The sequence below is a fragment of the Streptomyces sp. NPDC001858 genome (assembly GCF_053594615.1).
On record NZ_JBSFEV010000012.1, the window covers coordinates 72637 to 99350 of the forward strand.

23 protein-coding genes are annotated in these 26714 nt (G+C 72.7%); 3 read left to right on the top strand and 20 right to left on the bottom strand.

Translation table 11 applies throughout. The features are described 5' to 3' along the window. Positions 1 to 22: 22 nt before the first annotated feature. The 16 genes from pcaB to ACWCPF_RS19690 all read right to left on the bottom strand — a co-directional run bounded on the left by pcaB (position 23) and on the right by ACWCPF_RS19690 (position 18918). Positions 23 to 1444 (bottom strand): 3-carboxy-cis,cis-muconate cycloisomerase, encoded by a 1422-nt coding sequence (gene pcaB / locus ACWCPF_RS19615; RefSeq protein ID WP_451046301.1) that lies wholly within the window; start codon positions 1442 to 1444, stop codon positions 23 to 25. Then, positions 1434 to 3422, bottom strand: a complete 1989-nt coding sequence (locus ACWCPF_RS19620; RefSeq protein ID WP_451046302.1) for an FAD/NAD(P)-binding protein — start codon at positions 3420 to 3422, stop codon at positions 1434 to 1436. Before ACWCPF_RS19620 ends, pcaB begins: the two co-directional genes overlap by 11 nt. Before the next feature lie 23 nt (positions 3423 to 3445). Continuing rightward, the gene (locus tag ACWCPF_RS19625; protein ID WP_451046303.1) at positions 3446 to 4420 is read right to left on the bottom strand and encodes a 3-oxoacyl-ACP synthase III family protein; all 975 of its coding nucleotides are present in this window, start codon (positions 4418 to 4420) and stop codon (positions 3446 to 3448) included. Between the two features lie 157 nt (positions 4421 to 4577). Then, positions 4578 to 5777, bottom strand: coding sequence for a hydroxymethylglutaryl-CoA synthase (locus ACWCPF_RS19630; RefSeq protein WP_451046304.1), 1200 nt, complete (start codon positions 5775 to 5777; stop codon positions 4578 to 4580). Between the two features lie 4 nt (positions 5778 to 5781). Next, positions 5782 to 6840, bottom strand: a complete 1059-nt coding sequence (locus ACWCPF_RS19635; protein WP_451046305.1) for a hydroxymethylglutaryl-CoA reductase — start codon at positions 6838 to 6840, stop codon at positions 5782 to 5784. Further along, complete coding sequence (gene fni, locus ACWCPF_RS19640) at positions 6837 to 7964, bottom strand: type 2 isopentenyl-diphosphate Delta-isomerase (protein ID WP_451046306.1); 1128 nt, start codon at positions 7962 to 7964, stop codon at positions 6837 to 6839. Before fni ends, ACWCPF_RS19635 begins: the two co-directional genes overlap by 4 nt. Beyond that, positions 7961 to 9100 carry a phosphomevalonate kinase gene (locus ACWCPF_RS19645; RefSeq protein ID WP_451046307.1) on the bottom strand — a complete coding sequence of 380 codons (1140 nt, stop codon included), beginning with the start codon at positions 9098 to 9100 and terminating at the stop codon, positions 7961 to 7963. Before ACWCPF_RS19645 ends, fni begins: the two co-directional genes overlap by 4 nt. Continuing rightward, positions 9097 to 10164 carry a diphosphomevalonate decarboxylase gene (mvaD, locus tag ACWCPF_RS19650; RefSeq protein WP_451046308.1) on the bottom strand — a complete coding sequence of 356 codons (1068 nt, stop codon included), beginning with the start codon at positions 10162 to 10164 and terminating at the stop codon, positions 9097 to 9099. The genes ACWCPF_RS19645 and mvaD overlap by 4 nt, the downstream gene beginning before the upstream one ends. Beyond that, positions 10154 to 11161 (bottom strand): mevalonate kinase, encoded by a 1008-nt coding sequence (gene mvk, locus ACWCPF_RS19655; protein ID WP_451046309.1) that lies wholly within the window; start codon positions 11159 to 11161, stop codon positions 10154 to 10156. The genes mvaD and mvk overlap by 11 nt, the downstream gene beginning before the upstream one ends. Before the next feature lie 31 nt (positions 11162 to 11192). Beyond that, on the bottom strand, positions 11193 to 12479 hold the full coding sequence (locus ACWCPF_RS19660) for a cytochrome P450 (RefSeq protein ID WP_451046310.1): 1287 nt from the start codon (positions 12477 to 12479) through the stop codon (positions 11193 to 11195). Continuing rightward, positions 12479 to 13396 (bottom strand): aromatic prenyltransferase, encoded by a 918-nt coding sequence (locus ACWCPF_RS19665; protein WP_451046311.1) that lies wholly within the window; start codon positions 13394 to 13396, stop codon positions 12479 to 12481. The genes ACWCPF_RS19660 and ACWCPF_RS19665 overlap by 1 nt, the downstream gene beginning before the upstream one ends. A 15-nt stretch (positions 13397 to 13411) precedes the next feature. After that, on the bottom strand, positions 13412 to 15010 hold the full coding sequence (locus ACWCPF_RS19670; protein WP_451046312.1) for a class I adenylate-forming enzyme family protein: 1599 nt from the start codon (positions 15008 to 15010) through the stop codon (positions 13412 to 13414). Between the two features lie 35 nt (positions 15011 to 15045). Beyond that, positions 15046 to 16041: a class I SAM-dependent methyltransferase gene (locus tag ACWCPF_RS19675; RefSeq protein WP_451046313.1), complete on the bottom strand. Its 996-nt coding sequence runs from the start codon at positions 16039 to 16041 to the stop codon at positions 15046 to 15048. Further along, positions 16038 to 17195 carry a DegT/DnrJ/EryC1/StrS family aminotransferase gene (locus tag ACWCPF_RS19680; RefSeq protein WP_451046314.1) on the bottom strand — a complete coding sequence of 386 codons (1158 nt, stop codon included), beginning with the start codon at positions 17193 to 17195 and terminating at the stop codon, positions 16038 to 16040. Before ACWCPF_RS19680 ends, ACWCPF_RS19675 begins: the two co-directional genes overlap by 4 nt. A 5-nt stretch (positions 17196 to 17200) precedes the next feature. Next, positions 17201 to 17800 (bottom strand): cupin domain-containing protein, encoded by a 600-nt coding sequence (locus tag ACWCPF_RS19685; RefSeq protein ID WP_451046315.1) that lies wholly within the window; start codon positions 17798 to 17800, stop codon positions 17201 to 17203. Positions 17801 to 17847: 47 nt separating this feature from the next. Beyond that, on the bottom strand, positions 17848 to 18918 hold the full coding sequence (locus tag ACWCPF_RS19690) for a type III polyketide synthase (protein ID WP_451046316.1): 1071 nt from the start codon (positions 18916 to 18918) through the stop codon (positions 17848 to 17850). Between the two features lie 403 nt (positions 18919 to 19321). Here ACWCPF_RS19690 and ACWCPF_RS19695 point away from each other — a divergent pair, with 403 nt between their 5' ends. Further along, positions 19322 to 19678: a tetratricopeptide repeat protein gene (locus ACWCPF_RS19695; protein ID WP_451046317.1), complete on the top strand. Its 357-nt coding sequence runs from the start codon at positions 19322 to 19324 to the stop codon at positions 19676 to 19678. A 117-nt stretch (positions 19679 to 19795) separates the two neighbouring features. On the opposite strand, the gene ACWCPF_RS19700 is transcribed toward ACWCPF_RS19695, so the two are convergent. Next, a complete protein-coding gene (locus ACWCPF_RS19700; protein ID WP_451046318.1) occupies positions 19796 to 21196 on the bottom strand; it encodes a PepSY-associated TM helix domain-containing protein in 1401 nt (466 codons plus the stop codon). A gap of 150 nt (positions 21197 to 21346) precedes the next feature. Here ACWCPF_RS19700 and ACWCPF_RS19705 point away from each other — a divergent pair, with 150 nt between their 5' ends. Beyond that, positions 21347 to 21991 (top strand): peptide deformylase, encoded by a 645-nt coding sequence (locus ACWCPF_RS19705; protein WP_451046319.1) that lies wholly within the window; start codon positions 21347 to 21349, stop codon positions 21989 to 21991. Between the two features lie 20 nt (positions 21992 to 22011). On the opposite strand, the gene ACWCPF_RS19710 is transcribed toward ACWCPF_RS19705, so the two are convergent. Further along, positions 22012 to 23433 carry a dihydrolipoyl dehydrogenase family protein gene (locus ACWCPF_RS19710; protein ID WP_451046320.1) on the bottom strand — a complete coding sequence of 474 codons (1422 nt, stop codon included), beginning with the start codon at positions 23431 to 23433 and terminating at the stop codon, positions 22012 to 22014. A 134-nt stretch (positions 23434 to 23567) separates the two neighbouring features. Between ACWCPF_RS19710 and trxA the strand changes: the two genes are divergently transcribed. Then, positions 23568 to 23957 (top strand): thioredoxin, encoded by a 390-nt coding sequence (gene trxA / locus ACWCPF_RS19715; RefSeq protein ID WP_451046321.1) that lies wholly within the window; start codon positions 23568 to 23570, stop codon positions 23955 to 23957. A gap of 14 nt (positions 23958 to 23971) precedes the next feature. Here trxA and ACWCPF_RS19720 read toward each other — a convergent pair whose 3' ends face one another. Further along, positions 23972 to 25408, bottom strand: coding sequence for a benzaldehyde dehydrogenase (locus ACWCPF_RS19720; RefSeq protein ID WP_451046322.1), 1437 nt, complete (start codon positions 25406 to 25408; stop codon positions 23972 to 23974). Positions 25409 to 25674: 266 nt separating this feature from the next. Continuing rightward, a complete protein-coding gene (locus tag ACWCPF_RS19725; protein ID WP_451046323.1) occupies positions 25675 to 26712 on the bottom strand; it encodes a LacI family DNA-binding transcriptional regulator in 1038 nt (345 codons plus the stop codon). Between the last annotated feature and the right edge of the window lie 2 nt (positions 26713 to 26714).

The window sequence follows — 26714 nt, forward strand, 5'->3', positions numbered from 1 at the left end:
CTTCCAGCGCAGCGCTCAGCGCTCAGCGCCAGCCCCTGACAGGCAGCGGACGCGACAGCGCGCGGTCGGTCAGCGGGCCCGCGGCGCCCGTGTAGGCCTCGGGTTCGAACAGATCGGACAGCCGGGCGTCGGCGAGGACCGCCGACGCCCGGCTGTCCTGCCGCAGGACCTCGGCCAACGGCTCGCCGGTGCGCGCCGAGCGGGCGGACGCCTCGTTCAGCAGGTCGCGCGCCTGCGCCTTGCCGAGCAGCGGGGCGAGCACGACGGCGATGCGCTCGGAGACGATCTGTCCCCCGGTGATCCGTGCGTTGGCACGCATGCGCCCCGGATCCACCGACAGCTGGGAGACGAGTTCGGCCGCCTGGTGCGCCGCACCGCCGGCCAGCCGCAACAGGGCGCGCAGGGGCTCCCACTCGGCGTGCCAGGCGCCCGCGGACCGCTCGTCCTCGCTCGGCAGACAGCCCAGCACCGTCGCGGCGAGCTGCGGCGCCTGCAACGCGGCGGATCGGATGGCCGTGGCCAGCACGGGGTTGCGCTTGTGCGGCATCGCCGAGGACGCCCCGCGGCCGTCGGGCGCCGGCTCGTGCACCTCGGCGACCTCGGTGCGGGTCAGGGACAGCACGTCGACGGCGATCTTGCCGAGGGCTCCGCACAGGAACGCGGCGGCGAGGGCCGTGTCCACCACGGGCGTGCGCAGCACATGCCACGGCAGGAGCGGGGCGGACAGCCCCAGTTCGGCCGCGAAGGCGTCCGTCAACTCCTCGACGTAGAGCGCCGGATCGGCTTCCGGCGCGTGGGCGAGGTAGCCGGCCAGGGTGCCGGCCGCGCCGCCGAGTTGGACGGGCAGCCCCTCGGCGCTCAGTGCGTCGAGCCTGCGCACCGCGTCCAGGACGAGATGCCGCCAGCCCGCCGCCTTGAGCCCGAAGGTCGTGGGCACCGCGTGCAGGGCGAGGGTCCGGCCCGCGATCAGCGTGTCCCGGTGCTCCCGGGCGAGCCCGGCCAGCGCCTCCTCGACGCGTTCGAGGTCGGCGCGGATCAACCGCACCGCCCGCCCGACGACCAGGACGGTCGCCGTGTCGAGGATGTCCTGGCTGGTCGAACCCCGGTGCACCTGGCGGGCCGCGACCGGGTCCCGGTCCGCGACCAGCGAGGTGAACTCCCGCACCAGCGCCACCACCGGGTTGGCGGACTCGCGCGCCTGGCGGGCCAGCGCGACCAGGTCGAGCCGGTCGGCCCGCGCGGCCTCGGTGATCACCTGGGCGGCGGCCTTCGGCACCGTGCCGAGTCGGGCCTGCGCCCGGCTCAGCGCGGCCTCGGCGTCCAGCATGGCCTGCAGCCACGCCCCGTCGGACACCGCGGCCACGACCGGGGTGGCCGCCCAGACCGGCGACAGCAGACCGGGGTCCGCGGTGAAGCCGCTGCCGCTACTGCTGTCAGTGGGCATGGCTGAGTCCTTTTCGGGTGTGGGCCTGCTGTTCGCCGCCGCGGGCGAGGGCCGCGCGGGCGAGGGCGTCGGAGTCGGTGAGCGTCACCGAGTTGACGCCGGGTCGGATGCCGGCGGCCGTGACCCAGTGCACCGACTCGGTGGGCACGCCGAAGGCGAAGCGCCGCGGATGCGCCCGTCCCCGCGCGTCGATCAGCCGGAACGGCCGCCCGGTGACGGCCAGTCCGTCGCTCTCGTACGGTTCGGCGGCGCGCGTGGGGATGCGGTAGGCGGTGCACTGCCCGGTGGCCAGCAGCCGGCGCAGCAGCGGATCGTCCGTCCGGCGCAGGGTGATGTCGGGCAGCCGGGCCTCGACCAGTGCGTCCACCCGTATCCCGGAGCCGGGCACCAGCGGCGAACCGGCGGTGTACCCGGCGCCGTCGACCGTCACCCGCAGGCCCGGTCCGACGACGTTCAGCACACCGGCCTCGATCAGGGCGGTCATCTCCTCGACGCGCTGCGCGGGCGGTCCGATCGACAGGAACGCGTTGAGCGGGGTGTACCAGTCGTCCAGGTCGGCGCGGTGCGAGTCGCCGTGCAGGCCGCCGTGGTCGACCGCGAGACGGACCTCGTTGCGCAGGTCCCGCAGGACGTCGAGGGCGGCCTTGAGCGGCCCGCCGACGTTGCCGCACCTCGCTTCCGAGACGTCCTTGCGCAGATGGTCGAGCAGCCAGTCGGTGAAGTCCCGCGGGCCGGTGAACTCCCGGTCCCGGTACGGGCGGGCGATCAGCTCCCAGTCCCAGCGGTACTTCTCGCCGATGCCGTACGCCGCGAGGACCGCCGTGCGCTCCCGCTCCCCCGGTCCGGCGGCCAGGAAGTCCGCCTGGAGCTGCTCGGCCCTGGCCAGGTGTCCGCGGGAGGCGAAGAGCGTCCGGTAGTAGACGGCCTCGACCTCCCGGGAGATCAGCGGCCACAGCTCGGTCCGGAAGTCGAGGCCGGAGCGTTCGTGGGTGCGGCGCAGCCGCGCGATGCGGTCGGCGGTGAGCAGCAGCGGCTCGTGCCGGCCGTGCGGGCCCTTCTCGTTGTCGCCCCGGGCCTGGTACGGGACGCCGCGCCGGGACCCGGCGTAGAGGTGCGGCTCCTGCCCGCAGGGGTGGTAGACGAGTCGTCCGGCGGTCCGCGAGAAGGAGCCGCCGCGGCCGACGGTGAGCTCGGCCATGTGGTCGAAGAAGTTCAGCCCGAGCCCGCGCAGCAGCACCGTGCCGCCCGGGGGCAGCACGTCCAGGTCGACGTCCGCCGGGTTGGCCGGCGCGATGTGGACCAGCCCGGCCCGCCGGGCCCGGGAGGCGAACTCCCGCTCGGCGGCGCTCGCGCGGGCGGGCAGGTGGCCTTGGCACAGGATCACCGCGTGCAGGCCCGCGAGCACGGTCCCGTCGTCGAGCACCACCCGTTGAAGGGCTCCGCCCTCGGCGTCGGGATCGGCGTCGGGGTCGGTGCCCGGGTCGGTGTCCGGGTCGTCGTCGAGTGCTGTGGCGAGGGCGGCGTGCGCGGTGACCGTCAGCCCGGCGGGCGCGCCCTCGACGATGCGTCGATACGCCCATTGCAGGTAGTGGCCGTAGAACGCGCGGGTCGGGTAGGTGTCGGGTCCCAGCGCGCGGGCTTCCGCGCGGACGTGGGCCGCGACGCCGTCGCCGTACCGGCCCGCGAGGAGCTCCGCGGCCCACTCGTACAGGCTCGGTCCGGGTTCCAGCGGGCCGTCGAGGTCCACGGAGGAATCGGTGAACACCGATATCTGTCCGGCCACGGTGTTCATGAGCAGCCGGCGGGACTGGTCGGTGCGCCACACCTTGCCGGAGCCGGGCGGGTAGGGGTCGACGACATGGACGTGGACCGTGCTGCCCGACGGTTGCGAGCGGGCGTTGGCGCAGAGCCGTTCGAGCACCGACAGCCCGCGCGGGCCGCTGCCGATCAGGCCCACGGTGCAGTGTCTCGCTGTCATGGTTCCTGTTTCTGCCGATGTCTTCACCACTCGACCAGCGCGAACGCCGCCGCCATGCCTCCGCCGAAACCGGCCAGCAGGATCAGGTCACCGGGCCGGAAGGCTCCGGCGCGGGCGGCTTCGGCCAGGGTGATCGGGATGGAGGCGGCTCCGGTGTTGCCGTAGTCGGTCAGCGTGAGGTGCATGGTGGCCCTGGGCAGGGCCAGTTGCGCGAAGACGGCGTCCAGCATGACGCCGTTGGCCTGGTGCGGGACGAAGTGGTCGAGGTCGTCGGGGCCGACGCCGCTCTCGTGGAGGAACTGCTTGGTCAGCAGCGGCAGACGGTCCTCGACGAAGCCGCGCACCGCCCGGCCGTCCATCGTGAAGTACTGCAGGCCGGCGTCCAGGGCGGCCTGGTCGACGGGCAGCCGGCTGCCGCCGGCGGGGACCTCGATCAGGCCCGCCGACTCGCCGAAGGTGTGCGCGGCGAGATTGCGGATGCGTGCTCCGCGGTCCAGGCCCAGGACCATCGCCCCGGCGCCGTCGCCGAACAGGACGACCGTTCTGCGGTCGGCCGGGTTCAGGATGCGCGAGTAGACGTCCGCGCCGATGACCAGCGCGTAGCCGCCCCGCCGGGTGAGGATCCCCTCCGCCGCGGTGAGCGCGAACACCTCGCCGGAGCACACGGCGTTGACGTCGAACGCGGCCGCGTCGACCGCGCCGAGCAGGTGCTGCACATAGGCGGCGGTGGGCGGCTGCGGCCGGTCGGGCGTGGAGGTGGCGACGACGATCACGGACAGCCGGTCGGCGGTGATGCCGGCCGACCGCAGCGCGGCCCGCCCGGCGGCCGCGGCGAGGTCCGAGGTGGCCTGCTCGGGGGCGGCCCAGCGGCGGCGCCGGATCGCGGTCTTGCGGACGATCCAGGCGTCGTCGACCCCCGCCGCCGCTCCGGCCTCGTCATTGGAGACAACTCGGTCCGGCACATGGGCACCCGTGCCGAGGATCCCGACTCCGCTCATGCGCCCGTCTTCCCCTCAGATCGTCTTGGATGGTCCGGCATTCGCCCCTTCAGGGGCGCGGGGCGCGCACATATGCGGCTCCGCCGCGCGGGCGCGACCAGCCACGACGGCGCCGCAGCGGAACCACGGCGCATCGCGGCACTTCCAGGCGGAGCGCTCAGCGCGTCCTGCCCGTCGCCTCGTAGATGCGCTTGTGGCCGCGCAGCGCCGCCAGCCGGAAAGGGCCGGTGGTCTCGGCCGGGGTGCGGTGGTCGCCGCCGTCGGCCGGGAGGGCGTACTCGTGCAGCGCGCGGTAGCGGGCGTGGTCGACGGGCTCGCGCCGGTCGATCGCCTCGCGGTGCGCCTTGGTGCGCAGCCGGTCCCGGTAGCCGGGGACGACGACGCCGGCGAAGAACTCGGCGACGCTGCCGGAGCCGTAGCTGAGGAAGCCGACGGCCCGGCCGGTCAGGTCGTCCGCGTGGTCGAGCAACGCGGCGAGGGCCAGGTACATCGAGGCGGTGTAGCTGTTGCCCACGACGTTGTTGTAGGCCGTGGTCGCCCCGAGGTCCCGGGCGACGCGCTCCTCGTCGATGTCGTGCCCGCAGGTGTTGAGCAGCTGCCGGTGGGCCTTGTAGGCCATCTTGGTGAACGGCTGGTGGTAGCAGAACGCGGCGAACTCGTCGAGTGCGCGGCCGCCCTGCTCGGTGTAGTCCTTCCAGCTGCCCTCGACCGCCAGCAGATAGGCGCCGATGGACTCCTGTCCGTCGACCAGGGCGGTCTCGCGGTAGTTCGGCCGCCAGAAGTCCATGACGTCGGCGGTGAACACGCCCGAGGGCTCCTCGATGCGCACCAGCGCGGGATCGGCGGCGATCAGCATGGCCACGGCGGCGGCGCCCTGGGTGGCCTCGCCCGGGCTGTCCAGGTCGTACTTGGAGACGTCGCTCGCGATCACCAGGACCCGCTGGGCCGGGTCGCGACGCACCAGTCCGACGGCGAACTGCAGGGCGGCCGTCGCCCCGTAGCAGGCCTGCTTGACCTCGACGACCCGCGTGGCCGAGGGCAGTCCGAGCAGTGAGTGGACGTAGACGCCGGCCGACTTCGCCTGGTCGATCGAGGACTCCGTCGCGAAGATGACCGTGCGGATCCCGTCGCTGCCGTGCCGCTCGATGACGGGCGCGGCCGCGGCGGCGCCCAGGGTCACGATGTCCTCGTCGGCGGCGGGCACGCTCATCGACCGCTGGCCGATGCCGTGGTGGTACTTGCCGATGTCGGTGCCGTTGTGCCCGGCGAGGGCCGTGTGCGGCAGGACGAACTCCGTTGTCGCGAACGACAGATCGTGGATTCCGATGGCGGACTCGCTCGCCGGATCATTGATCATTTCCCTAGACACCAGCCTTTGCCGTGTTGTCGTCGCGTTCCAACCGGACGTGTGCGCGCATCAGTTCGCCGGGATTGGTCTGGGCGGCCAGGAGGGAGAGCTCACCGCACAGCACGGTCGCCGCCGCGATGACGGCGAGCCGGCGCGCGTTCTCGCCGGGGGCGCGCTCGGCCCGGCAGCCGAGCCGGGTCAGGTTCGCCTCCACGAAGCCGAGCCCCTTGCCGTTGCCGACGGTGCCCACGATCAGGTTGGGCAGCGTGCAGGCGAAGTAGAGGTCTCCGTCGCGGTCCTCGGCCAGGACCACGCCCTGGGAGCCCTCGACGATGTTGGCCGCGTCCTGGCCGGTGGCCAGATAGAAACCGAGCAGCATGTTCGCGAAGTGGGCGTTCGCCGAGCGGATGCCGCCGGCGAGCAGCGTGCCGAGCAGGTTCTTGCGGATGTTCAGCTCGACGATCCGGGCGGCCGTGGTGTGCAGGACGTCCTCGACGACGTCGCGCGGCACCAGCAGTTCGGTGACGACGTTCTTGCCGCGGCCGAGGATGCCGTTGATCGCGGTCGCCTTCTTGTCCGTGCAGTAGTTCCCGGAGATCGATCCGTAGGAGATGCCGGGAATCGTCTCCAGCAGGTGCCCGAGCAGCACGTCGGAGGCGAGCGTGGCCATGTTGTGGCCGGAGGCGTCGCCGGTGCTGAACTCGAAGCGGATGAACAGCAGATTGGCGTTTATCTCGTGGCGGATGCCGATCAGTTCGGCGAACCGGCTGCAGCTGCGCACCACCTCGCGCAGCTCGCCGAGGCGGGCGTCCATGGTCCGCGCCGCCGTCAGCGCGGTCTGCGCGTCCACCGCCTCCACCAGCACCGATCGGGTCATCCGCTCGTCGACGAGGGTGGCGACGATGCCCCGCTCGGCGCGCATCGAGACCTTCGCGCCCCGGCCGACGGAGGGCCACAGCGGCGACTCGTAGGTGGCGATCGGGACCATGGTCTCGGTGTCGGCGACGTTCCCCGAGATGCGCACGGGGCCCACCCACCGCATCGGAACCCCGGCGATCGCGTTGTCGGTCATCGTGTGCTTCCCGTCAGCTGGTGGGGGACGTCGAGGCCGCCGGAGCGGCGGGCGAACGGCCGGGTGTCGATGCCCCGGTCGGCGCAGAACTCGCGGAGCTCGCCGTGGATCAGCAGCTCGCGCTGCGTCAGGGCGGCGGGGGTGGGCGCGCCGAGCAGGGTGAGGAGGGCGGCGAGTTGGTCGAGCCAGGTCGTGATCCGCGCGATCAGCGCCGCCACCCCGTCGTCGAGGAGCGTGCGCAGGAAGACGCCGGAGACGCCGACGCCGGACGCGCCGAGCGCCAGGGCGCGGGCCACGTCGAGCGGGTTGCGCACGCCGCCGGAGGCGAGGACGGGAATCGGGGCGTCCTGCGCGTCGAGGAGGCAGGCGGCGGTGGACTGTCCCCAGCCGATGAGGTGGGCGCAGTCGGCGAGTTCGCGCCGGCCGTTCTCGATCCGGGCGAAGTCGGTGCCGCCCCGGCCGCCGAGGTCGGCGACCCGCACGCCCAGGCTCGCCAGCAGCCGGACGGTCTCCCGGCTGAGCCCGAAGCCGACCTCCTTGACGATCACGGGGACGTCGACGCCGGCCGCGATCTTCTCGATCTGCGGGACCCAGGACGAGAACGACCGGTCGCCCTCCGGCATCACCGTCTCCTGCACGGTGTTGACGTGGATCTGCAGGGCGTCGGCCCGGATCAGGTCGACGGCCCGGCGCGCCCGGTCGACGGAGGCGGTCGCGTTGACGTTGGCGATGACGAACCCGTCCGGGTTCTCCTTGCGCAGCACGGCGAACGTGTCGGCGCAGTCCGGGTCCTTGAAGTAGGCGCTCATGGACCCGGACGCGATGGGCACGCCGGTCTCGCGGGCGGCGACGGCCAGGTCCCGGTTGATGACTCCGGTGCGCGCGCTGCCGCCGGTCATCGCGTTGATGTACAGCGGCACGGGCCAGGAGAGGCCGGCGAACGCGGTGGCCAGGGAGACGTCCGGCCGGTCGATGCCGGCCAGGGCGTGGTGGACGAAGGACACGTCGTCGAACTGGTTGTGTCCGCCGGGCTGTTGCTGATGCTGAAGGTGCTGCTGTTGCTGTTGCTGTTGCTGTTGCTCGACAGCGAGCCGGACGTGGTCGTCCTTGCGTTGAGCGATCATTCCTCGTTTCCTTCCGCGTTCCCTGCCGCGGTCCCTTCCGCGGCGGGACGGATCGGCAGGGGCTTCACCCCGACCGAGGCCCACCGTTCGCGCAGTCGGGCGATGTCCTGCGGGGCCGCGGCGTCCAGCAGCGCGATGCCGCAGTCGCCGCCGCCCGCCCCGGAGGGCTTGGCCGCGCCCCCGAGGGCTTCGGCGGCCTCGCACAGCGCCGTCAGCCGGGGTGTGAAGACGCCCAGGGCGACCTCGTCGTCCAGTAGGGCCAACTCCTGCCGGGCCCGGCGGATCTGCTCCAGCAGCCCGGGGCCGTCGCCCCGCTCCAGTGCGGCGATCGCCGTGCGCACAGCGTCGGCGGTGGCGGACACGAACCTTCGGTGGGCGGCGGTGCCGCGCCAGGGCCGCCGGTGCAGCTCGGCCACCAGGGCCGTGGTGGAAGCGGGGGTTCCGGTCCAGCCGACCTCCAGCGCGAGGCCCTCGGGCGCGGGCAGGCGCCGTACGGCGAACCCGGGCCAGGGAGCGCGCAGCGCCTCCGTGACACCGCGGGTGCGGGCGAGAGCCGCTGCGGCGGCCCGGTCGGGCGAGCGGTAGGCGATCCAGCCGCCCCAGGTGCTGGCGGCGAGGTCGCCGCCGGAGCCTTTGGGGTCGATCTCGGCGGTGGCGAGCAGGGCCAGCCGGAACCGCTCCTCCTCGGAGAGGGTGAGCCCGCAGAACGCGGCGACGGCGGCCACGGTCGCCGCGGTCACCGCGCCGCTGGAGCCGAGGCCGTACTTGGCGCCGTCGTCGTGCAGGCCGCTCTCGACCGAGACGCCGAACTCCGGTGCGGGCAGGTCGCGTTCGGCGAGCAGCCGGGCCACGGTCTCGATCGCGGACGTCACATGGGCGAGCCCCGCGTGCCCGTCCCGCTCGCCGTCGGCCCCGTACGGGACGAGCCGGCCGTCCCGCCAGCGCCGGCGCTCGCCGCGCGGGCCGAGGTCGGAGGAGAGCTCGACGCCCGGCCCGGCGGGACGGGTCACGGTGACGGTGACGCGGCGGTCGACCGCGACGAGGACCGCCTGGTTGCCGGGCTCGACCACGGCGTACTCGCCGAGGACGAACAGCTTGCCCGGCGCATGGCGGACGACGGTTCGCCGACGGGTCATCGGCCGGCTCCGGGCAGCAGGCGGGCGCCCGGCCCCGGCCCGGCGACGAGCACCGCGCCGTCCGGGACGGCCTCGCGGACGGCCTCGCGGACGGTCTCGGCGACCCGGTCGGCGTCCGCCCGGCGGCACAGCACCTTGACGTTGGGTCCGGCGTCCATGGTGGCGTAGGCCGGGACGCCGTCCCGGCGGAGCCCGAGCACGGTGTCGAGGACGGTGAGCGTGGCCGGCGACAGATAGCGCACGGCCGGGCGGGCCGCGAGCATGGTCGCGTGCATGCCGAGCGCATTGCGCTCCGCGATCTCGCCGACGGCTTCGAGGTCGCCGGCGAGCAGTGCCGCCCGCATCTCGGTCAGGTCGTCCGCGCTGGAGACGGCCCATGGCTCGTACAGCGGCGAGGTGTCGACGGTCCGGCGCATGGCGGTCCGGCTGGACACGGTCTTGGGGCCCGCGTCGACCACGGCGACGACCAGTGCCGGGTCCAGGTCCCCCACGGGCACGGGCTCGGCGTGGGAGCCGCGGTCGGCCTCCGCCGCGGCGGCGCGGTCCGGGCCCGCGTGCCACACCGCGAAGCCGCCGAAGACCGACCGGGACGCCGACCCGGAGCCGCGCCGGGCGAGCCGCGACAGGGCGGTGGCGTCGAGATCGAGCCCGTAGCCGGCCGACGCGGCGAGGGCGAGGGCGGCGAAGCCGCTCGCGGACGAGGCGAGGCCCGCCCCGGTGGGGACGGTGTTCTCGCTGTCGACGACGGCCCGCGCCGCGCTCCCGGCCCGTTCGCGCACCAGGTCCAGGAAGGCGACGACGCGGCGCAGCGCCTCGCCCTCGGCGGGCCGGCCGTCGAGGGTCACCGTGTCGTGCGGGGCCTCGGGGGCGAGGCGGACGCGGGTGGTCGTCGGGAAGACGTCCAGGGTCATGGAGAGGCTGTCGACGCGGGGCAGGACCAGGTGTTCGTCGCGCTTGCCCCAGTACTTGATCAAGGCGATGTTCGGGTGCGCGACGGCGGTGGCCCGGCCGGTCGTGCCCGGTTCGGGCGCATGGACGAGGGTGGCCGGGCGGTCAGCGCGCATCCTGGGCACGCCCTCTCAGCGGGACCGTCCAGGTCTGCACGGCGCCGGCCGCGTGCAGCTGCCGGACGACGTCGTCGGCCTGCTCCGGTCGGGTCAGGGCGATGGCACAGCCGCCCAGGCCGCCGCCGGTGATCTTGGCGCCGAGGCTGCCCGCCGTGAGCGCGGCTTCCACGAGGGCGTCGACGCGGTGGGTGCTGAGTCCGGCCGCCCGCAGCAGATCGTGGTAGTCCGTCAGCCGGGAACCGAGATCCTCCGGCCGGCCGTCGGCGAGGGCGTGCCGGGCCCGTTCGGTCAGCCGCGCCGCACGGTGCACGAACCGTTCCTTCGCTCCGGCGTGCTGCTCGAAGCCTTCGCGCAGCAGCTCGACCGCGTCCTTGGTGCGGCCGACGACTCCGCTGTCGGCGATGACGAACAGGCCGTGGCAGCCGATGTTCAGCTCCTGGGCCTCGCCCCGCTGGAACAGCAGCGGGGCGGACGCGCCGACGGCCCGTGCGTCGACGCCGCTGGAGCGGCCGTGCGCGACGTTCTCGGCGGTCTGCACCAGGGCGAACGTCTCGCTCTGCGTGAGGTCGCGGCCGTGGAGGTCGGCGAGGGCCTGGACGACGGCGTGCGCACAGGCCGCGCTGGAGCCGAGCCCCCGGCCGGGCGGGATCCCGCCGTCGACGACGACGTCGACATGCGGGCCGTCCGCCGCGCCCATGGTCGCGGCGAACTCGCCGATCAGCAGGCGAAGGGCGTCGGAGCCCTGGGTCACCATCGGCCGCGACGGGGAACCGGTCGTCGTGAAGGACACCTCGCCCGGTCCGTCGCTCCCGCCGCGGGCGCGGCGGGCGGTCGCCGTGACCGTCAGCTGCGGGACGGGCAGGGCGAGCGCCGGAGCCCCGTACACGACGGCATGCTCCCCGAGCAGTATGGCTTTGGCGTGGGCGTGACCGATGCCGACGGACCGCGCCCGGCGGTCTCTTGACACCCCCTCCGCCGAGGTCGACAGAGTCACAGCAGTCAACTCCCCTATCAGGAAACGGCGGTCACCGCGGTCGGGGGATCATGAGCAGGCGGCGTGGATGAAGGGTGGTCTCCGGGGCCGTGCGGACCGGGCGGTCCGGCTCGGTGCCCAGCTTCCATTCCTGCGTCACCACGTCGAGGACGACTTCGAGTTCCTGCCAGGCGAACGGCTCCCCGATGCACCCCTTCGAGCCGATGCCGAAGGGAATGTAGGAGGCGCCGTCCCTGCCGGGCCGGGCGGTGAGCCAGCGGTCGGGATCGAACCGGTGCGGATCCGGATAGTGCTCGGGGTCCCGGTGCAGGAGGTAGGAGCTGAACACCACGTTGGTGCCCGCGGGGAGCGGACTGTCTCCGAGCGTCACGTCGGAGAGCGTCTTGCGGCAGGAGATCCACACCGGCGGATAGAGACGCAGGATCTCCATCAGGAACCGGAGCGTGTAACCGGGCGCGTCGTGGTCGTGGTCGTGGCCGGCGCTTCCGCTTCGCCGCTGCGTCAGGTCCTTGAGGAGCCTTTCCTCGGACACCGCGTTCCCGGAGAGCACGTACAGCGCCCAGGACAGGACGGAAGCCGTGGTGACCGTGGCCGCGGTCAGCATCATGACGGCCTCTTCGCACACCTCCTCGACCGTCAGGACGCGGTCGCCCTTCTCGTCGGAGTCCGCCAGGAGCGCCGAGAGATAGCCGACCGTCGATTCGGGAGAGTCGAGCAGATCGGCGATGCAGGTCGCGAGGAGTTCGCGGAATTCCCGGCGTGCCTGGGCCAGTCGTCGGGACGCGCCCGGCAGGGCCGCGCGGGCCGCCGATCGCCCGTACAACGGCTTCCTGATCATTTCCCAGGCCAGCCGCGAAAGGCGCTCGCTCAGCGCCCGCGTCGTGTCGGGCGGCAGTCCCGTCAGCAGTGTGCCGACGGCTATCGCACAGGTGATGCGGCACATCTCGGCCTGGACGTCGACGGTGTCCCCGGCGCGCCAGGTGGAGACGGCGTCACGGACGATGCGCCGCATGGTGGGAACGTATTCGTCGACCTTCGTCGACCGCAGGTAGGGATGGGCCAGCCGCCGGTAGTGGCGGTGCATGGTCTCGTCCTCCGAGAGCATGCCCACCCTGCTGAGGTTTCTGGCCTTCCGGAAGAGTTCGCCCTTTCCGTAGTTCCTGCTCTCGCCGGCCAGTATCCGTCGGACCAGAACCGGATCCCGGACGAATACGGCGTCGACGCCGTCCACGGTCAGGCGGCGCAGCGGGCGTCCTCGAAGGAGGCTCTCCATACGGCTGAATCGGAACGCCGGGCGGTCCTCGTCCAGCCGGCTCATCAGGCGGATTCCTTGTCGCGGGCGGCGATGTACGCGGCGTTCAGGCGACTGACGGAGCGCCAGCGGTAGTACGACTGGAGTTTGTAGTACTCCTCGCCGCCGGACGTCACGGCGGCGTAGACCATCTTGGGGTCGTCGCCGCCGTACGGAACGTTCTTCACGAAGTGCTCGATCTTGGTGCCGAGTCGGGCGAAGTAAGCCATGGGCTGGTCCGTCTTCACACCGTAGGAAATCCGCTGGATCTCCTTGGAGTCCCAGTCATGGGTGGTGTAGAGACCGAACGACTTCTCGCAGAAGGCGAACATCTGCTCGCTCGGATTCGGCAGTCCCAGTTCGCGGTGCATCGCCAGGACGGTGTCCCGCTCGAAGCATTCCGGGGGCGCCGCGAGATAGGCGTTCATCGTGCGGCTGCGGTAGTCGATCCCGATGACGTCCACCTTGTCGGCCATTCCGTATCGGGTGAAGAAGTCGATGTTCTCGGCCACGCTCCTCGGCAGCGACGGCAGCGAGGTGAGCCGGGCCAGGGTCTCGTGTTCGCCCGCCGGAAAGTACAGCCAGATCTTCTTGAATCCGGTGACGACTCCGAAGTCGATGCCGAAGCTGTCGATCGGGCAGAGCCGCGCAAGGTCGGAGAGCAGGTCGCCGACCGGGTGGTCCGTCTTTTCGAGCAGGCCTTTCGACAGGGCGACGGCGTACGGGTCGACTTCCTTGGGAAGGGTGAAGCGACCGTCGAAATCTCCTTCGTGCTGTGCGTTGGTGGCCACCCTGAAAGCGATCACGGCCTGGGCGAGTTCGTCCTCGAACGCGGAGAGAATGGGCCATACGACGTCACGTGAAGCGGTCACGTCCAGCAGGCCGGCTGCCTTTTCCATGGCCGAGTAGACACTCGCCACATCGACGGCGACTGTTTCCGACATCATTGCTCCAAGAGTTCAGTCTCTGTTCCTGTTTGCCTTGCTGCTCAGGTCCTTGAGCCGGTCGGCCAGCGCGAGGCGTTGGACCTTGAGGGTGCCGGTGCGGGGCAGTTCGGCCTCGGGGATCTGCACCGGGGCGGCCAGTTGGGGGAACGCGGCGACGGCCGCGCGCCAGCGGTCCAGGTCCAGCGGTCGGTCGCCGTGGGTGCAGACGACGGGGACGGCCTCGGCTCGGGGTCCGTGGACCACCACCAGCTCGCTGAGTTCCGGCAGTTCGGCGAGGACCAGGTCCTCGACCTCCAGGGAGCTGCGGACCCCGGGGATCATGTCGACCTCGCGGTCGAGCATGTGCAGACAGCCGAAGCGGGTGAAGTAGCCGACGTCCCCGGTGCCCCACCAGTCGCCGTCCCGGTTGTCGTCGTAGCGCTCCTGCTCGCCGAAGTAGGTCTTGGCGAGGCCGGGCCACGCGACCTGGATGCGGCCGGGGTTCTGCTCCGTCGGCCGCTTTCCGTCGCGGCCGACGACCCGGACCTTCGCCGAGCCGAGGGGCATCGGCCAGCCGACGCAGCGGCCGTTGGCCTTGTGCGCGGAGTGGCGGAGGTAGGCGCGGCCGACGGCGGGTCCGACCTCGCTCTGCCCGTAGATCTGGAAGAACAGCGCGCCCCGCCGCTCGGACGACTTGAGCAGCCGGCTCATGGTCCTGGGGTGGATCGCGTCGAAGGTGCTGCTGAAGTACTTGACCGAGGCGAACGGCCGGCGCGGGTCCGCGGCCAGGCCCTCCCAGGCCATCAGCGAGTTGGGCAGCGCCTCGATGAGCCCGGGCCGGTGGGCGATGAGCAGTTCGGCGACCGGGTCGGGGTCCGACTCGTTCATGAGCAGCACCGGCATCTCCTTGAGGAGGGCCAGGGCCATCGCCGCGACGTTGCGGGAGTGCACGAAGGGGATGTGGATCGCGACGTTCTCCCGCTGCCGCATGAGGGAGAGCAGCCGCCACTGCGGCTTGAGCCGTATGCCCTGGGTGCGGGGTGTGTGCACGACCAGCTTGGGCACCCCGGTGGTGCCGGAGGTGTGGGTGATCACGGCGGCCTCGTCGATGGGCCGCACCACGGGCTGCACCGGCGGCGACCCGGCCAGCGTGCCCAGCGACACGGTGCCCGGCCGCTCACCGGCCACGAGGATCACCTGCCGGGTGAGCTGCGCCAGCGGCAGCTCGGCGAGCACGTCGACCTTGTGGGCGTCGGTGAGCAGGTTCGGCCGGTCGACCCGCTGGAGCAGCGCGCCGACCGTGACCGCGTCCAGGCTGGGCGAGAGCAGCACGGGCACGGCGCCGATCCGGGACGCGGCACAGGCCAGCACCCAGACGTCGGCGTTGGGCCGCTTGTGGAGCACGACGTGTTCGTCCGGGCGCACTCCGGCGGCCCAGAGGCGGGCCGCGAGGTCGTCGACGAGTTCGGCGAGGCGGGCGACCGTCAGGTGCCTGCCCACCTCGGGCAGGACGTCGAGGTCGTGGTCGAGGGTGATCGGCGTCGTCGCGTTGACGGCCGCGGCCATGGCCGGCAGCAGGCCGATGTGCAGACCGCGCTTCTGGATCGATCGATAGGCCGCAGAGCCCTTCATCGGGCTGTCTCCTTACGGTGGTGGGGGCGCGCCGCTCAGCGGGCGATGACCAAGGTGGCGGGCGGCGCGGAGTGGAACGAGACGTCCGTGAAACCGGCCTTGACGAGCCAGTCGTGGTAGTCGGACCGCCGCCAGGTGGCGCCCTGCTTGCTCTTGAGCAGCATTTCCGCGGCGAACATCAGCGGGAAGGCGGGACCGCCGCGGTCGTCGTCGACGACGTAGTCGCAGACCACCAGGGCGCCGCCGGGCTTGAGCGCGCTGCGCAGGCGGGTGAAGACCTCGACGTTGTCCTGCGGCCCCTCCTGGTGGGCGATGTGGGAGTAGAGGGCGATGTCGTAGCGCGCGGTGCCGAAGTCGGTGGTGTGGAAGTCGCCGGCGATCGTGGTGAACCGGTCGGCGAGGCCGCGTTCGGCGAGCAGTCGGCGGGCGATGGCGTTGATCCGCTCCCAGTCGAGCTGGGTGGCGCGGGCGGCCGGGTTGGCCTCCAGCCAGACGGCCGAGTAGACGCCCGAGCCGCCGCCCACGTCGAGGATGGAGACCGCACCGGCCTCGGCCAGCCCGAGCACCTCGGCGGCGATGGTGGCGGCGGGCACCGACTGGGCGGCGATGGCCGTGACGATCTCCTCCCAGTGCGGGTTCTCGGCGACCTCGACCACCGCGTCGCGCACCGGCCCGCCGGCGCGGACCACGTCGGGCAGGTCGGCCAGGCCGGCCATGTGCTTGAGCTTCAGCCGGGCGAACGCGCTCAGCGAGGTGGGCCTGCCGTCGACCAGGTAGGCGGATGCCTCGGGCGTGTTGCGGTAGCGGCCCTGGTGCAGTTCGACCAGGCCGACGCTGACGAGGCCGTCGAGGAGGGTCTGCGCGCCGCGTTCGGCGATCCCGGCGCGGTCGGCGAGCTCCGCGGCGGTGCCCGCGCCGTCTTCGAGGTGGGTGAAGAGCGAGTGGGCGGCCGCGGCGCCGACGACGCCGGTGGCCCAGTAGCCGTTGATCAGCCGCAGTACCTTGTCCGGAGTCGGCCGGTGGTCCGTCATGCTGCCCCTCCTGGGCTCCGGGTGGACGCCGCGTGGGTGCGGACCGCGCCGCGCAGGGCGTGGGCGACCCGTTCGACCTGGCCGGCCTTGAGTTCCGCGTGCATGGGGATGGCGAGGTGGCGCCGGAAGAGCTCCGCCGAGACCGGGCAGGTGTGCTTCGACTCGAACACGGGCTGGAGGTGGGTCGCGAACGTGCCGTGTCCGCAGCCGATGCCCTGGGCGCGCAGTTCCGTGGCGACGGCCGCGCGGTCCACGCGCGGGTCCAGCGTCACCATGTAGGTCTGCCAGGCGTGGGTGCGGTCCTCCGGGACATGAGGCACCGTCAGCAGCTCCTCGTCGGCGAGGAGCTCGGCGTACTGTGCGGCGACGGCCTCGCGGCGGGCCAGCAGCTCCTCGATCCGGGCCAGCTGCACCTGGAGGATCGCCGCGGCGATGTCGGACAGCTTGTAGTTGTGGCCGATCCGGGTGAACTCCGGGATGGGCAGGCCGACGACCTGGCCCAGGTCGAAGATGCTGCCGATGCCGAAGGAGGCGTACAGCCGTGCTTCCGCGCCGATCTTCGGGTCCGCGGCGAGCAGCGCACCGCCCTCGCCGCTGCTGGCGCCCTTGCGCCCGTGGAAGGACAGGACGCCCACCTCGGCGAGTGCGCCCGCCTCGCGGCCCTGGTATTTCGCGCCGACGGCGCAGGCGGCGTCCTCGATGAGGAACAGGCCGTGGCGGTCGGCGACGCGCTGCAGTTCCACGTAGTCGGCGGGGATGCCGACCGTGTCCACCGCGATCACCCCGACGGTGCGCGCGGTGACGAGGTCGGCCACGGCCTGCGGGTCGACGGTTCCGGTGTCGGCGCGCACATCGGCGCAGACGGGGACCGCGTCGAGGTAGCGCACGGCGTGGGCGGGCGCCGGGAAGCCGTAGTCGGCGACGATCACCTCGTCGCCCGGCTTGACGCCGAGCGCGAGCAGGGAGACATGGAGCGCGGCGCCGGCGTTGCACATCGCTACGGCGTCGCCGACGCCGTAGCGGTCGGCCAGCCGGGCTTCGAGGGCCTTGCCCCGGGGGCCCTGTCCGGCCGGCCAGCCGGAGGCGAACACCTCGGCCACGGCGGCCAGTTCCTGCTCCCCGAGGCTCGCGTGGACGAGCGGGATGGGTTCCATCGCGGTCACCTCTCGTTCCGCTGCGGGTGCGGGTGCGTATGCGTGTGCGAGTGCGGCTGCGGGTCCCGGCCGGGCGCGGCGGCGGTCGGCGGCGGCTCGAAGCGCAGCGGCGTGATCTGGTCGACGTCGTAGCGGCGGCGCATCGCCTCCACGGCCGCGGGGTCCACCGGGCCGCCGCGCGACCAGATCTCGGCGATCTCCTCGAAGTAGGCCTCGTGTTCGGGCGAGGGATAGCTCTGGAAGAGCATCTTCGTGGGCTTGTCCGTGGCGTTGCGGAACGCGTGCGGGGTGCCGGGCGGCACGAACATGCAGCTGCCTTCGCCGACGCGGACGACCCGGTCGCCCTTGGGGGACTCCCAGTGGTGCCAGGTGTCCGCGGTGCGCTCGACCGGCTCGAAGCACAGCAGGTCCAGCTCGCCTTCGAGGACGTAGAAGAACTCCTGGGACCGGTCGTGGACATGCGCCCCGACGTCGAATCCGGGCGGCACGACCACCTCGAAGATCGATACGGAGGATCCCATCTCCTGGGTGGCCTTGAAGGTCACCGCCTGTGCGGGGGTGACCAGTCGGCGCCCGGCGCCGGGCGGGAGGACGAGGTCGGTCATGTGCTCCGTTTCCTTTGGCTCGCGTTGCCCATGGCTGTCGGGCGCGTTCAGGCGAAGGTCTGCGGGACGCCGTCGACCGCCCAGGTGCCGAGCGCCATCTCCGCGGTGATGCCGGGACCGAAACCCGCGATCAGACCGGTCGCGCCGGGCGCCGGGGGGTCCTCCTCGAACAGCCTGCGAGCGGCTTCGAGTACGACGGCGCTGGCGATGTTCCCGTACTCGCTGAGGGTCGACCAGCTGTGCCGGAACACCTCACGGTCGACGTCGAGGAACTTCGCGAGGTCGTCGAGGATGCGCGGGCCGCCGGCGTGGACGAGGTAGAAGTCGAGCTTGCCGACGTCCCAGCTGTGGTCCTTGGCGAGTTCGCGCAGGACCGGCGCGAGCGGCTCCATGGTGCCGGGCACCCGGCGGTCCAGCTGGAAGTGGAAGCCGGTGTCCTTGACGGCGTAGGAGATCCAGTCCTCGGTGCCCGGGATGAGGTAGGAGGCGTTGCGCTCCAGGTCGATGCCGACGCCGCCCTCGCCCCGTACGACGGCGCCGGCCACCGCGTCGCCGAACAGGCCGTCGGACAGGAGCGAGCCGATGTCGTCGGCGTCGGGCTGGTAGCACAGGGAGCACAGTTCGCAGGACACGATCAGGACGTTGCTGCCGGGGTGGGCCGTGCAGAAGTCGTGCGCGCGGTTGATCGCCGCTCCGCCCGCGGCGCAGCCCAGTTGGGCGATGGGGATCTGCCGGGTGTCGGAGCGGAAGCCCAGGGTGTTGATCAGCCAGGCCGTGAGCGACGGCATCAGGAAGCCGGTGCACGACACATAGATGATCGCGTCGATGTCACGGGCTTTCAGTCCGGCGTTGGCCAGGGCCTGTTCGACGACCTGGGGCGTGCGTTTCTTCGACTCGATCTCGTAGATGCGGTTGCGCTCCGCGAAACCCGGGTGGTGGAGCGTCTTCTCGATGGGCTGGACGATGTGCCGCTTCTTGACGCCGGTGTTCCGGATCAGCCGGAGCGCCAGGGCGAGTTGCGGCTTGCCGGCATGGGCTCGGGAGGCGAAGTCCAGGGTCTCTTCCTGGGTGATGACGTGTTCGGGCGCATTCATCGCCGGCTTGCATAGCCTCGGCATGGGTGGGATCCACTTCCTCAGAGTCTCGACAGCAAGGGCAGTGGGACGTCGCGCTGACGGCGGCGACGGTGCCTGGGCAGCGCTGATGAGCGGCCGGACAGGCCCAGGGAAGGAACTTCGGTGAGGTGCCTTGCGGGGACCGGCGAAGAGCGGTCGACCCAGGTGCCCTGCAACTGTTTTCGGGCAGGGAAGGCGTGCGGAAATCGTGACACGGCAGTGGCCGGTGCGCCAAGGGCGTCACAGGGTGACCCAAGTCACATCATGCGCTGATCCGAAAACACCCTGCCGTACTCGCTGATCGCGTCACCGAACGGGCCGAGGCGGAGCCGGCCGCGCTCGACGGACAATCGTAGTGGAATATTCAACTACCCGGTCCGGTTGACCGCCCCGAAGGAGGTCACGAGTGGACACGACATACACCACGTACTACGCCCACGGAACGCCGGCGGAGCGGTGGGAGCGGGCCCGGCAGTTCTTCGACGCCAAGGAGTACGCGACGGCCGCGAAGGTGCTGGCCGGGCTCGTCGAGGAAGTTCCGGACCAGACCGGGCCCCGGCTGCTGCTGGCCCGCGCCTACTACCACTCGGCCCAACTGCTGCGCGCCGAGGCCGAGTTGCGGGTGATCGTCGAGCGGGACCCGGTGGAGCACTACGCCCGGCTGATGCTCGGCCGCACCCTGGAGCGGCAGGGGCGGCACGCGGAGGCGGGACCGCAGCTGCGGATCGCCTCGGCGCTGGCCGGAGACTTCCCGCAGGAGTGACCCCACGGGGCCGGGCATCGAAACCGAACGGCCCGGCGGTGGAATCCACCGCCGGGCCGCTCCTGTGCCGATGCCGTACCGAAGCCGTACCGAAGCCTGCCGCTGCGGTACCGGTGCTCAGACCGTCGTCCGCCGCCCCCGTCGGTGCGCGATCTCGCCGAGGACGATGTCCACCAGCAGGAAGCCGGCCAGCGGGATGCCCAGCAGCGGGATGAAGTAGCCGACCACGGCGACCCCGGCCAGCAGCGGGACCAGGATGTACGGCGGAACCTGCGACCAGGCGCCGCGCGGGATCGGCCGGCCGAAGGAGGAGCCGCGGCCGCGCTGCCACCACATGCGGTAGCCCAGCACGATCAGCAGGATCAGGGAGGCCGTGAGGGCCATCAGCGCGAGCTGGTTGGCCAGGCCGAACAGCACGCCGGTGTGCAGGTCGATGCCCCACCGGGTCAGCTTGGCGAGCAGCGGGTAGTCCGCGAACCGCAGCACGTCGGTGACCTCGCCGGTGGCCGGGTCGACCGCGACCGCGTCCTGCTTCTCGGGCCAGCTGCGCTGCACCTGCCGGACCACGTACGCGGAGGACGCGTCCGCGGGCGGGACGATCTCGACCGGGTCGCCCAGGCCCTCGGCGCGCGCGGCGGACAGGATCTTGTCGAGGCCGACGCCGTGCTCGCCGTCCCCGCCCTCGGCGGCGGCCGCGTCGTGCCCGGAGTGCTCGCCGGCCACCACGCCCGCCGAGACCGACGGGGTGGCCTGGCCGAGGGAGGTGCGCAGCTCGGCGACGTTGGCGCCCGTGTACGTCGACCAGGTCAGTCCGGTCGCGGACATGAAGACGAACCCGGCGGCGGCCCATACGCCGACGGTGCCGTGCAGCCCGAGCGTGCGGCGCCGCCCGCTGGTGCCGCGCACCTTGCGCAGGGCGCGGCGGCGGGAGAACCACAGCGCGACCCCGCCGAGCGCGATCACCCACAGCCAGCTCGCGGCGAACTCGCTGTAGAGGCGGCCGTTCTCGCCGAGGTGCAGGTCGCGGTGGAACTCGTCGATCCAGGTGCGCAGCGGCAGCGCGCCGGTCGAGCCGTACTGCTCCAGCGCGCCGCGCACCTTGCCGGTGTAGGGGTCGACGAACACGGCGAGGGTGTGGGTGGCGGCGATTCCGTCGACGCCGGACAGCATCACCCGGGTCGTGGCGTCGTCCTTCGGCGAGGGGCGCACGGCCGCGACCGTGCCCTCGGGGTGGGCCTTGCGGGCGGCGTCCACCTGCTGGGAGATCGGCAGCTTGGCGTCGCCGACCTCCGGGACGGTCAGCTCGTGGGAGTACAGGAGCTTCTCGGCCTGGAACGAGCCGGCGTAGAGAAACCCGGTGACGGCGGCGATCAGCACGAAGGGCGCGACGAACAGGCCGGCGTAGAAGTGCAGGCGCAGGACCAGGGGGCGCAGCGTGGCCCACGGGTTGCGGGACTTCGGCGCGGGGGCCGTGGCGGGCGGGACCTCGTCCGTGCTGGTCGGGGGAGCGATGGACATCGGCGGGCTTCTCCGGGTTCGGGGTGGCCGGGGTGGGGAGGGGGACGCATTCCGGCGTGACGATCAGGTAGTCGGATCGGTGCCCCGTCGAGTTCCGACCACTTCGAGTGACCTGCGTCACATGACCCTCGACCGTGGCATCCTGGCCGAATGGCATCTCCCAGTCCCCGCGCGCCCCTTGCCGACCGGATCGAGGAACTCCTCGCTCCCGGCGGCCCGTTGCCCATCGTCGCGGCCGGCGACCCGGTCCTGCGGGCCGGGACCGCGCGCTACGACGGCGAGCTCGACCCCGCCCTGCTGGCCCGGTTCGTCGAGGCCCTGCGCATCACCATGCTCGCCGCGCCGGGCGTCGGTCTGGCCGCCCCACAGGTGGGCGTGGAACTGCGGATCGCGGTGATCGAGGACCCCGCGCCGGTGCCGGAGGAGGTGCGCCTCGCCCGCGGGCGGGTGCCGCTGCCGTTCCGGGTCCTGGTCAACCCCTCGTACGAGCCGGTCGGTTCGGCGCGGGTCGGCTTCTTCGAGGGCTGTCTCAGCGTGCCCGGCTACCAGGCCGTGGTGGCCCGGCCCGCCGAGGTGCGGCTGACCGGCGAGGACGAGCAAGGGCGGCCGCTGGACGAGGTGTTCGCCGGGTGGCCCGCCCGTATCGTCCAGCACGAGACGGACCACCTCGACGGCCTGCTCTACCTCGACCGGGCCGAACCGCGCTCGCTGTCGGCCAACCAGGCCGTGCTGGAGCGCTGGACGCAGCCGACGCCGCAGGAGGCGGCGCGGGCGCTGGACTTCGACCTGCCGTAGGTCGTCCGGGGTTCGGTGGGTCAGTTGTCCCGGTACGCCTCCAGCAGCCGCAGCCACACCTCGCTGATCGTCGGGTAGGCCGCCACCGCGTGCCACAGCCGGGCGATCGGCACCTGGCCGACGATCGCGATCGTCGCCGAGTGGACCAGCTCGCTGACGCCCGGTCCGACGAAGGTGACCCCGCGCAGGATCTCCTCGTCCAGGTCGACGATCATCCGGGCGCGGCCGTTGTACCCGTCGGCGTACAGACCCGCTCCGGCCGCCGAGGCCATGTCGACGTCGACGGCCCGCACCCGGTGCCCGGCCCGTTCCGCCTCCGCCAGGGAGAGGCCGACCGCCCCCGCCTCCGGGTCGGTGAACACGACCTGGGGGATGGCGTGATGGTCGGCGGTGGCGGCGTGGGCGCCCCACGGCTCGCTCTGCAGGAGGGGGGTCCCGGCGGCGCGGGCGACGATGGCCGCGCCCGCGATCCGGGCCTGGTACTTGCCCTGGTGGGTGAAGAGGGCACGGTGGTTGACGTCGCCGACCCCGTACAGCCAGTCGGTGCCGTTCACCCGCAGGCTGTCGTCGACGCCGAGCCAGGAGCCGGGCTCCAGGCCGACGGTGTCCAGTCCGATGTCGTCGGTGCGCGGGACGCGTCCGGTGGCGATGAGGATCTCGTCGGCCTCGATCCGGTCGCCGGTCCCGGTGACGACCACGACGACGCCGTCCGCCGTGCGACTCACGGACTCCACCGAGGCGCCGGTGCGGATGTCCGCGCCCGCTTCGAGGAGCGCCTCGACGACGAGTTCGCCGGCGAACGGCTCCATCCGGCCGAGCAGGCCCTTGCCCCGCACCAGCATGGTGACCTGCGCGCCGAGCGCCTGATAGAGGGTGGCCATCTCGGTGGCGACCACTCCCCCGCCGACCACGACGAGCCGGCCGGGCACGGTCTGCGCGCTGGTCGCCTCCCGGCTGGTCCAGGGCTTCACCTCGGCGAGCCCCGGCAGAGCGGGCAGGGCGGCGCGGGTGCCGGTGGCGACGGCCACGGCGTGCCGGGCGGTGAGCACCTTGTCGCCCACGGTCACCGTGCGCGGGCCCGTGAGCCGGCCATGGCCGCGGTAGAGGTCGGCGCCGATGCCGTCGAGCCACCCGGCCGCGCCGTCGTCGTGCCAGTCGGAGGTGTAGTAGTTGCGATGCGCGAGGACCGCGGGGACGTCGAGGGGGCCCTGGACCGCCTGGGCGAGACCGGGCACGCGGCGGGCGTCGGCGCGGGCGAGCACCGGGCGCAGCAGGGCCTTGCTGGGCATACAGGCCCAGTAGGAGCACTCGCCGCCGACCAGCTCGCTCTCCACGACCGCGGTGCTCAGACCGGCCGCGCGGGTGCGGTCGGCGACGTTCTCCCCCACGGGCCCGGCCCCGAGCACCACGACGTCGTACGCGATGGTTTCCGTTTCCGTCATGGGGCCAGTCTGGTGGGTGGTGTGCGGGGCGGCCACACGGGTAGGGGCGCGGAATACGCGATCCGCCGACCGTGTTGTGCGGACTGCTTCGCCCCACACCGGGAAGCCCCACACCAGGAAGAAGGAATCAGGTCATGAGCAGCACCGTGGAGCTCACCAAGGAGAACTTCGACCGGACGGTCAGCGAGAACGACTTCGTGCTGATCGACTTCTGGGCGTCCTGGTGCGGGCCGTGCCGTCAGTTCGCCCCCGTCTACGACAAGGCGGCGCAGGAGAACCCGGACCTGGTGTTCGGCAAGGTGGACACCGAGGCGCAGCCGGAGCTGGCCGCGGCGTTCGACATCCAGTCGATCCCGACGCTGATGATCGTGCGGGACCGGGTCGCCGTCTTCGCCCAGCCCGGCGCCCTGCCCGAGGCCGCCCTGACGGACGTCATCGGACAGGCGCGCAAGCTGGACATGGACGAGGTCCGCAAGGCCGTGGCGGCCGAGCAGGCCAAGGCTGAGCAGGCCAAGAGCGAATAACCCCTGATGAGGGCTTAGAACGGGTACGGCGCCACGTCGGCCCGGACCGTCGTCCAGCGGACGTCGGTGAAGGCCTCCAGGTTGGACTCGCCGCCGAAGCGGGCGCCGGTGCCGGAGGCGGCGACCCCGCCGAAGGGGGCGACGGCCTCGTCGTTCACCGTCTGGTCGTTGATGTGCACGATGCCGGTCGGGACGCGTTCGGCGAGGTCGAGGCCGCGCGCGGCGTCCCGGGTGACGATGCCGAGCGAGAGGCCGTAGGAGCTCTGCGCGGCCAGGGCCACGGCCTCGTCCACGGTGCTGAACGGGCGCACGGGGGCCACCGGGCCGAACACCTCCTCCGCATAGGCGGGGGTGGCGTCGTCGACGCCCGCGAGGACGGTCGGCCGGTAGAAGAGGTCCTCGTGGGTGCCGCCCGCGGCGAGCTTCGCGCCGGCCGTGGTGCTGGCCTCCACCAGGGCGTGCACCTTGCCGAGCTGGCCGGCGTCGATGAGCGGGCCGAGGTGCACCTGCGCGCGGTGCGGGTCGCCGACGGCGAGGGCGTCGGCCTTCGCCGCGAGCCGCTCGACGTACTCCTCGTAGAGGGAGGCGTGCACCAGATGGCGGCCGGTGGTCATGCAGATCTGGCCCTGGTGGAAGAACGAGCCCCAGGCCGCCGTGGAGATCACCGCGTCCAGGTCGGCGTCCGCCAGCACGATCATCGCGGAGTTGCCGCCGAGTTCCAGATGCGCCCGCTTGAGGTGGCGTCCGGCGGCCTCGCCGACCGCGCGGCCGGCCGCGGTGGACCCGGTGAAGGAGATGACGGGGACCTGCGGGTCGGCGACCAGCGCGGCGCCCGTCTCGGCGCCGCCCGGCAGCACGTGCAGCAGTCCCTCGGGCAGTCCGGCCTCGGCGAAGACCGCGGCCAGGGACAGACCGCCGCAGACGGCGGTGCGCGGGTCCGGCTTGAGGACGACCGCGTTGCCGAGCGCGAGGGCGGGCGCGACGGAGCGGATCGAGAGGATCAGCGGGGCGTTGAACGGGGAGATCACGCCCACCACGCCGACGGGGACGCGCCGGGTGTACGAGAGCCGGGGCGCCTCGCTGGGCAGGACCTGTCCGGCCGGGCGGGAGGCCAGGGCGGCGGCCTCGTAGCACTCCTGGGCGGCGACGTGCAGCTCGAAGTCGGCCTTGCCCGGGATGGAGCCGGACTCGCGGACGATCCACTCGCGCAGTTCGTCGGCGTGCGCGGCGAAGAGGTCGCCGGCCTTGCGCAGCACTCCGGCGCGGACGAAGTGCGGAAGCCGGGCCCACTCGGTCTGCGCGGCGCGGGCGGCCTCGGCGGCCGGGCCGACGTCCGCGGCGGCTGCGAGGACGACCGTGCCCAGCTGGTCGCCGGTGGCGGGCTCGGTGACGGTGTACCGGGGCCCCGACAAGGTGCGGGGCTGCCAGGTCTGGGGGTCGAGCAGCGGCATGAAGGCTCTCCGATCGGTGACCCGCGGGACTCACGGCTCGCCCAGGGGGATCCGGTGGTCGAACGCCTCCCCAGCTGGTTGAGCGGGCAACATCCTAGTCATGCCCTAGGGAAAAATGTGGCGCCTGCCACACAAGTCGCGGAGACGGCTCCGATCGTCGGGCCGGTCCTCGGGCGGGTCCTCGGGCCGGTCCTGCGCCCTTGCCCCGCACGGGACTTGGCGGCGGCGCCGGGGGACGCGCGCCGAGCTCCGGCGTGGTGCACGGCTCAGCTGGACTCGCGGTGCACCACCGTGGCCTCGATCAGCCGGTGCGCCTCGGGGGCGGCCGCGGGGTTGCGGACGGCCCGGTCGACCAGCGAGGCGAGGTCGCGGCCGGAGGGCAGCTCGATCCGGACCGTGCTGAGCCGGGGCCGCAGCAGCCGCCCGAGCATCAGGTCGTCGGCACCGATGACGGCGACGTCCTCGGGAACGCGCAGACCCTCGTCCTGCAAGGCGCCGATCAGCAGCATCGCGTACTCGTCGTTGTAGGCGAACACGGCGTCGAGACCGAGGTCGGGCCAGCGGGCGGCGAGGGCGGCCGCGGAGCTCTGCGTGAAGGCGAGCGGCAGCTCGGTGACGGTGGCGTCGGCGCCCTGCAGCACCTCGCGGGCGCCGCGCAGACGGGGCACGGAGAACATCTCCATGCCCGGCTCCTCGGGGACGACCACGCCGATCCGGCGGCGGCCGCGGGCGTACAGGTGCCCGGCGGCCCGGCGGCCGACCCCGGCGTGGTCCAGGAGCACAGCGTGGGCGCCCTCGACCTGTTCGGGGCTGAAGGTCACCACGGCCCGGGCCCCGGAGCGCTTGAGGACGGCCACCCCCTCCGGGCCGAGGCCCGGCACGGGCACCAGCACGGCGACCGGCCGCAGTTCGGCCCAGGCGCGGGCGGCGGCGTCCCCGGACAGTCCGCTCGCGCCGTACTGGACGACGGTGTAGTCGAGGCGGCTGAGCGCACCCTGGAACTCGTGCACGAACTGGCTGTAGAGCGGCCCCGCCGGGACCGGCAGGGTGGGCATCAGCACCATGCGGCTGTGACCGGCGCGCAGGCTGCGGGCCGCCGCGTGCGGCACATACCCGAGTTCCTTGGCGGCCTCGTGGACCCGACGGCGGGTGGGCTCGCTGATCCGTACGGCGCTGGTGTTGTTCAGGACATAGGAGACGGTCGCGCGCGAGACGCCGGCCAGGCGGGCCACGTCTGCGCTCGTGGGCACGGGGCGCGGCGCCGGCGACTTCGTCGGCGCGGGCGTGTTCGGTATCTGCACCATGA

Excerpts from the sequence above, each read along its gene's own strand:
- pcaB (WP_451046301.1), bottom strand. The coding sequence starts at position 1,444 with ATGCCCACTGACAGCAGTAGCGGCAGCGGCTTCACCGCGGACCCCGGT.
- ACWCPF_RS19620 (WP_451046302.1), bottom strand. The coding sequence starts at position 3,422 with ATGACAGCGAGACACTGCACCGTGGGCCTGATCGGCAGCGGCCCGCGC.
- ACWCPF_RS19625 (WP_451046303.1), bottom strand. The coding sequence starts at position 4,420 with ATGAGCGGAGTCGGGATCCTCGGCACGGGTGCCCATGTGCCGGACCGA.
- ACWCPF_RS19630 (WP_451046304.1), bottom strand. The coding sequence starts at position 5,777 with ATGATCAATGATCCGGCGAGCGAGTCCGCCATCGGAATCCACGATCTG.
- ACWCPF_RS19635 (WP_451046305.1), bottom strand. The coding sequence starts at position 6,840 with ATGACCGACAACGCGATCGCCGGGGTTCCGATGCGGTGGGTGGGCCCC.
- fni (WP_451046306.1), bottom strand. The coding sequence starts at position 7,964 with ATGATCGCTCAACGCAAGGACGACCACGTCCGGCTCGCTGTCGAGCAA.
- ACWCPF_RS19645 (WP_451046307.1), bottom strand. The coding sequence starts at position 9,100 with ATGACCCGTCGGCGAACCGTCGTCCGCCATGCGCCGGGCAAGCTGTTC.
- mvaD (WP_451046308.1), bottom strand. The coding sequence starts at position 10,164 with ATGCGCGCTGACCGCCCGGCCACCCTCGTCCATGCGCCCGAACCGGGC.
- ACWCPF_RS19660 (WP_451046310.1), bottom strand. The coding sequence starts at position 12,479 with ATGAGCCGGCTGGACGAGGACCGCCCGGCGTTCCGATTCAGCCGTATG.
- ACWCPF_RS19665 (WP_451046311.1), bottom strand. The coding sequence starts at position 13,396 with ATGTCGGAAACAGTCGCCGTCGATGTGGCGAGTGTCTACTCGGCCATG.
- ACWCPF_RS19670 (WP_451046312.1), bottom strand. The coding sequence starts at position 15,010 with ATGAAGGGCTCTGCGGCCTATCGATCGATCCAGAAGCGCGGTCTGCAC.
- ACWCPF_RS19675 (WP_451046313.1), bottom strand. The coding sequence starts at position 16,041 with ATGACGGACCACCGGCCGACTCCGGACAAGGTACTGCGGCTGATCAAC.
- ACWCPF_RS19680 (WP_451046314.1), bottom strand. The coding sequence starts at position 17,195 with ATGGAACCCATCCCGCTCGTCCACGCGAGCCTCGGGGAGCAGGAACTG.
- ACWCPF_RS19685 (WP_451046315.1), bottom strand. The coding sequence starts at position 17,800 with ATGACCGACCTCGTCCTCCCGCCCGGCGCCGGGCGCCGACTGGTCACC.
- ACWCPF_RS19690 (WP_451046316.1), bottom strand. The coding sequence starts at position 18,918 with ATGCCGAGGCTATGCAAGCCGGCGATGAATGCGCCCGAACACGTCATC.
- ACWCPF_RS19700 (WP_451046318.1), bottom strand. The coding sequence starts at position 21,196 with ATGTCCATCGCTCCCCCGACCAGCACGGACGAGGTCCCGCCCGCCACG.
- ACWCPF_RS19705 (WP_451046319.1), top strand. The coding sequence starts at position 21,347 with ATGGCATCTCCCAGTCCCCGCGCGCCCCTTGCCGACCGGATCGAGGAA.
- ACWCPF_RS19710 (WP_451046320.1), bottom strand. The coding sequence starts at position 23,433 with ATGACGGAAACGGAAACCATCGCGTACGACGTCGTGGTGCTCGGGGCC.
- trxA (WP_451046321.1), top strand. The coding sequence starts at position 23,568 with ATGAGCAGCACCGTGGAGCTCACCAAGGAGAACTTCGACCGGACGGTC.
- ACWCPF_RS19720 (WP_451046322.1), bottom strand. The coding sequence starts at position 25,408 with ATGCCGCTGCTCGACCCCCAGACCTGGCAGCCCCGCACCTTGTCGGGG.
- ACWCPF_RS19725 (WP_451046323.1), bottom strand. The coding sequence starts at position 26,712 with ATGGTGCAGATACCGAACACGCCCGCGCCGACGAAGTCGCCGGCGCCG.